The organism is Streptomyces torulosus, assembly GCF_001419765.1.
Classification (GTDB): Bacteria; Actinomycetota; Actinomycetes; order Streptomycetales; family Streptomycetaceae; genus Streptomyces; species Streptomyces torulosus.
On record NZ_LIRK01000633.1, the window covers coordinates 1 to 5551 of the forward strand.

5 protein-coding genes are annotated in these 5551 nt (G+C 75.7%); 4 read left to right on the forward strand and 1 reads right to left on the reverse strand.

The features are described from left to right. The first annotated feature begins 143 nt into the window (after positions 1-143). A complete protein-coding gene (locus AOK23_RS35980) occupies positions 144-674 on the forward strand; it encodes a hypothetical protein (protein WP_055716724.1) in 531 nt (176 codons plus the stop codon). 164 nt (positions 675-838) lie between these two features. Beyond that, positions 839-1414, forward strand: coding sequence for a DUF4232 domain-containing protein (locus tag AOK23_RS35985; protein WP_055716725.1), 576 nt, complete (start codon positions 839-841; stop codon positions 1412-1414). A 96-nt stretch (positions 1415-1510) separates the two neighbouring features. Here AOK23_RS35985 and AOK23_RS35990 read toward each other — a convergent pair whose 3' ends face one another. Next, positions 1511-2737, reverse strand: coding sequence for a DUF2786 domain-containing protein (locus tag AOK23_RS35990; protein ID WP_055716726.1), 1227 nt, complete (start codon positions 2735-2737; stop codon positions 1511-1513). 283 nt (positions 2738-3020) lie between these two features. Here AOK23_RS35990 and AOK23_RS35995 point away from each other — a divergent pair, with 283 nt between their 5' ends. After that, the gene (locus AOK23_RS35995) at positions 3021-3863 is read left to right on the forward strand and encodes an ABC transporter ATP-binding protein (RefSeq protein WP_079049900.1); all 843 of its coding nucleotides are present in this window, start codon (positions 3021-3023) and stop codon (positions 3861-3863) included. Further along, the coding region (locus AOK23_RS36000; RefSeq protein ID WP_240496714.1) for an ABC transporter permease at positions 3857-5551 on the forward strand (1695 nt) is incomplete at its 3' end. The genes AOK23_RS35995 and AOK23_RS36000, both read left to right, overlap by 7 nt.

Consider the following 5551-nt stretch of genomic DNA (forward strand, 5'->3'; position numbering starts at 1 on the left):
GCGCGGGCGGGGTCGTCATCAACGGTTCGCGGGGTTCTCACAGTTCCCGGCGAACCGGCGCCCACGGGCTCCTGGTAGCTTGCCGCTGTCGCCGCGGCGACCGGATCCGGCCATACCTTGGGGAGACCTCAGTGACTACGGCGATGACGGCAAGGACCGCGACGAGGGGGACCTCGACCCGCCGGCGCGTGCGGGCCGGGGCCGCGGCCGCCGGGCTGGCGGTCGCGCTCGTGCTGACCGGGTGCAGCAGCGACGACGGCGACTCCGCGGCGAAGGAGCCGAAGGCCACCCCCACGGCGACGGACGCGACCGACGGCGGCACCGACTCCGGTGGCTCCACCGGCGGCGACAAGAAGCTCCAGGGCAACTGGCTCGCCACGACGGGCGGCAAGCCGGTCGCCCTGTTCGTGAACGGCGACGAGGCCGCGCTGTTCGTCGTCGGCGGCACGGTGTGCAGCGGCAAGGTCTCCGACGAGGCGAACATGCGGATGATCGAGCTGAAGTGCACCGACGGCACCAAGGACCGCACCTCGGGCATGGTCGACTCCGTGGACTCCAAGTCCCTCACGGTCACCTGGGAGGGCGAGGTCGGCAAGGAGACCTTCCAGAAGACCGAGGGCGCGCTTCCCTCGGGCCTTCCGACGGACCTGCCCACGGCGGCCTCGGGGTCCTGACCCGGCCGCCGGGCGGCTCCGGCCGCGGGACGGCGGGATCGTACGGGTCCGGGGCCGGGGCGTCCGATCATGGGCGGGCGGGCCGTGGAACCACCGGGTTCCGCGGCCCGTTCGTACCTTCACACCAGCACAGGCTGCGACAGCCACGAACTCTCGGGAACTCCATGCGTACCGCTCCGACCGCCATCGCCGCCGCGCTCCTCGCGGCTCTCACACTGACCGCCTGCGGCGGGAACGACGGGGGTGACGCCGGGGACGGGGGCAAGACCGCCACCGCGTCCCCCTCCGGCGACGGGAAGGGGGCGGGCTCGGGCTCCGCGTGCGTCGCCGCCGGGGCCGCGTTCGAGGTGGGGCCGAGCAGCGCCGCGCCGGCCGCCGGTGACGAGGGCGCCGTGCCGGTCACCGTCACCAACAAGAGCGGTGCCCCCTGCACCGTGAAGGGCCTCGCCCATGTCGAACTGCTCGCCGGCGGGAAGTCCTGGCCGCTCGCGCCGCAGGAGGGCGCGGCGAAGGACGCCGAAATGACCCTCGCGCAGGGCCAGTCGGTGACCTTCACCATCGCCTACGTGCGCGGGGTGGCCGGGGACGCACAGAAGAGCGCCGACGTGGAGAAGCTGAGCTTCAGCCTGCCGGGCGAGAAGAAGGCCAACACCTACGACTGGCCGGACGCGGAGGTCGCCTTCCAGTCGGGCGGCACGCTGGACGCGACGGTCGGGCCGTTCACGCCGGTGGGCGACTGAGCGGCGACGCCGTGGGGTGACCCGTGCGGTGACCGGCGGCGGCCGGCCGTACGGACGGGGCGCCCCCGCGCGCTCATGGCGGCAGCCGGGACGCGCTCATGACGGCAGCCGGGGCCGGGCCCTGACCTGGGCGCGGTCGGCCGCCTCGGCTCCCTGTTGCCAGCCGGCGGCGTCGCTGACGCCTCGTACGCGGGTGGTGACGGTGTCCGGGAACATCCGGGTGAACCGGTCGCGGACGGCGACGCCGCGGGCGGCGAGCACGGGCAGCAGGTCCTGTTCCGGGGTGCCCTCGGCCTCGGTCCGCTCGGTCCGTTCGACCTCGGCCTCGGCGGCGGCCGCCAGCCAGTCGCCTATCCGGTGGGCGTAGGCGGCCAGGAACGACTGCCGGAAGGTCTTGGTCCGTTTGCGGCCGCCCTTGCGCTGGGCCGCCTCCGCCTTCGTCATCGCGGTGGTGGCCTGCACGAGGAGCGAGGTGTAGAGCAGCTCGACCGACTCCAGGTCCGCCTCGAACCCGACGACCGTGGAGAAGCCGAGGGACTCGTTCCACACCGCCTCGCAGCGGTTCGCGCGGGCGACGGCGTCGAGGAGCACCGCCTTGGCCGTCTCGTACGGCGCGTCCACCCCGATCCGGCAGGCGCCGGGCGCGTCCTTCGCGTGGGTACGGGCCGCCAGCAGCGCCTCGTCGATGCTGTGCCGGGCCATCAGCTCCTGCGCCTTCGCGCTGAGCGCCTCCGCCTCCTCGGGGAAGTCGGTGGCCTCCGCCTTGGCGAGGAGGGAACGGATCCGGGTGAGCATCCGGGACTCGGGGTGGTGGGACGGGTGCGCGCCGGTGTCCCTGGGGCGGTCGAGGGGTTCCAGGGTGGGCAGCCGCAGGAGCAGGCGGTACAGCTCCAGCGCGGTGGTGGCCCGGGAGAAGCGGTCGCCGCGGGGCCCGCTCTCGGCTGCGGTCCCGGCTTCGGCGAGGGCCCGCGCCTCGTCCAGCTGGACGGCCCAGCGAGGGCTCGGGGGCTGCCGTCGTCCACCGCCGGGTGGCCGCCCGTTCCGGTGCTCGTCGTCCCGCCCCTCCTCGTGCTCGTCGACGACGAGGCGCGCGGCCAGCCGTACGTGGGCGTCGTCCAGCTCGCGCCGGACCAGGCGTACGACGTCGGCGGGCTGCCAGCCGCGTCGCCAGGCGCCGGCGACGAACTCCCGGCCCCGCCGGGCCACCTCCGCGTCGGTCGCGGGGTCGGCGGCGAGCAGGGAGGCGCCGGTGTCGAGGGCGGCGTCGGTGTCGGCGTAGAGGGCCGCCTCGAAGGCGCGGTCCACCGTGCTGGTCGTACTCACGTGTTCGATCGTGTCATGGCGTGGGCGGGGCGGAGGTAGTGCTGGCCCTACCTCGGGACGCCCTCCAGTGGTCGTGTGCGGGCGGACCGCGGACGGTTCGCTTGGAGGCATGACCAGGACAGAGGAAACGGGCACGTCGGGGGCACCCCGGAGGACGGCACGGCCGGGACGGCCGGGGTGGCTGAGGCGGCCGGCGGGAACGTACGGGACGTCAGGGGCACCGGAGGCACCGGCGGCGGCCGGGGTGTCGGTGGGAGCGTCGGCCGCCGAGGGCTCGGCGGCCGTGCGGGTGCGGGGGCTGCGGCGGGTGTACGGGGATGTCGTCGCCCTGGACGGGGTGGATCTCGACTTCGCCGCGGGGACCTTCACGGCGGTGATGGGGCCGTCGGGGTCGGGCAAGTCGACGCTGTTGCAGTGCGCGGCGGGGCTGGACCGGCCGTCGGGCGGGACGGTGCGGGTCGACGGGGTCGAGCTGGGCGGGCTGGGCGAGCGGCGGCTGACGCTGTTGCGGCGGGACCGGATCGGCTTCGTCTTCCAGTCCTTCAACCTGCTCCCTTCCCTGACCGCCGCCCAGAACGTCGCCCTGCCGCTGCGGCTCGCCGGGCGGCGGCCGTCACGGGGCGCGGTGCGGGCGGCGCTCGACCGGGTGGGGCTCGGCGAACGGGCCGGACACCGGCCGGCCGAGCTGTCCGGCGGACAGCAGCAGCGGGTGGCGCTGGCGCGGGCGTTGATCACCCGGCCCGCGGTGCTGTTCGGCGACGAACCGACGGGCGCGCTCGACACCACCACCAGCCGCGAGGTGCTCGGACTGCTGCGCGACCTGGTGGACCGGGAGGGGCAGACCACGGTCATGGTCACGCACGACCCGGTGGCCGCGTCGTACGCGGACCGGGTGGTGTTCCTCGTCGACGGGCGGGTGAGCGGGGAGCTGACCGCACCGTCCGCGGAGACGGTGGCGGCGCACATGGCGGGGTTGGAGCGCGGCGCCGGGGCCGGCGGGTCGGGTCCGGCGGCGGAAGGGGCGGGCGCGCCAGGCATGGCAGGTGCGGCAGGCAGGCCAGGCATGACGGGCGCGGCAGGTGTGACGGGCGTGGCGGGCGTGGTTGTGGGGAGGTCGTCGTGCTGAGTCTGGCGTCGTTGCGGGCGCGGTGGGCCGCGCTGGTGGGGTCGTTCGTGGCCGTCGCGCTCGGGGTGGGAGTTGTGGCGGTCATGGGGCTGGGGGTCGCCGCCACCCTGGACCCGCCGGTGCGCGAACCCGAGCGGTTCGCCTCCTCCCCCGTCGTGGTGGCGGGCATCGACACGCTCACGGTCGAGGTGGAGCGGGGGTCCGGTACGGCGAGGGTGTCGAAGAAGCTGGCCCGTCCACACCCTGTGGACGAGCGGCTGCTGGCCGAGCTCCGGAAGCTGGGGCCGGTGCGGACCGACGGCACGGCGGCGCGGGACGCCGTCGGGGTGGACGCCCCCGTCGCGGACGTACGGGCCGTCGTCGGCGAGCGGGCACGGGTGCTGACCGGGGACGACCGGCGGCGGGTCGACCCGTCGTACGAGCGGGACGCCGAGGCGCTGGTCGCCGTCAACTCGCTGCTGGGCACGGCCGCCGGGGTCACCGCGTTCGTGTCGGTGTTCGTGACGGCGTCGACCTTCGCCTTCGTCGTGGCGCTGCGCCGACGGGAGTTCGGGCTGCTGCGGATGGCGGGCGCGACGCCGGGGCAGGTGCGGCGGCTGCTGCTCGGGGAGGCGCTGGCGGTCGGGGTCACGGCGTCGGCGGCCGGGTGCGCGCTGGGCACATGGGGCGCGCCCGTGCTGATCCGGGAGCTGGTGGCGGGCGGGGTGGCGCCGTCGTGGTTCGCGCTGCCGGGCTCGGTCGTGTGGCCGTACCACGTGGCGTTCTGGACGGGTGTGTCGGTGGCGTTCGCGGGGGCGTGGGTCGCCGCGCGGCGGGCCGGGCGGATCGGTCCCGTCGAGGCGTTGCGCGAGGCGTCCGTGGACACGGCGGTGCTGCCCCGGTCGCGCCGGGTGATCGGTGTCGCCCTGCTGGCCGCCGGGCTGGGGCTACTGGCCTGGAGATGGGGCACCGACCCGGCGGAGCTGCTGAAGCGGAAGACGTACACGACGCAGCCGATGCTGCTGATCACCGCCGTCGCGGCACTCGCACCCCTGCTCGTCCGGCCCCTCGTACGGCTGCTGGGCGCGGCGCTGCCCGGTGCCGTCGGTCTGCTGGTCCGCGAGAACGCGGCCACGTCCGTACGGCGCACCGCCGCCGTCGCGGCCCCGGTCCTGGTGACCGTGGCGCTGGCCGGCTCGCTGCTGGGCTCCTCGGCGACGGTCGCCGGGGCGAAGGCCGCGGAGGCGGAGGCCAGGACGCGGGCGGACTTCGTCGTGACGGGCGCGGCGGGCCGGCTCGGCGAGTGGGCCGGGCGACGCCATGGGTCCGGCGGGGCGAGCGGGGGCGGTGCGGTGGCGGCCGAGTCGCGAGGGGTGGTCGCGCCGGGCACGTCGGTGGTGTCCGCGTCGGCTTCCACCGCCGTGTACGTGAAGGAGGAGCGGACCGCGCTCGTCCGGTCCGACGCGCGGGCGGTGACGGACGTGGCGGCGTTCGCGGCGGTGTCGCGGCTGCCGGTGGTCGCCGGTGACGTACGGGACCTCGACGACCGTTCCATCGTCGTGAACGAGGAGTGGGAGCGGCCCGAGGTGGGCCGGTCGGTGCGGGTCTGGCTCGGCGACGGGCGCCCCGTACGGCTGCGGATCGTGGCGGTGCTCGCACGCGGGACCGGCGACAACGGGGTGTACGTGACCGCCGCGAACGCCGGCGGT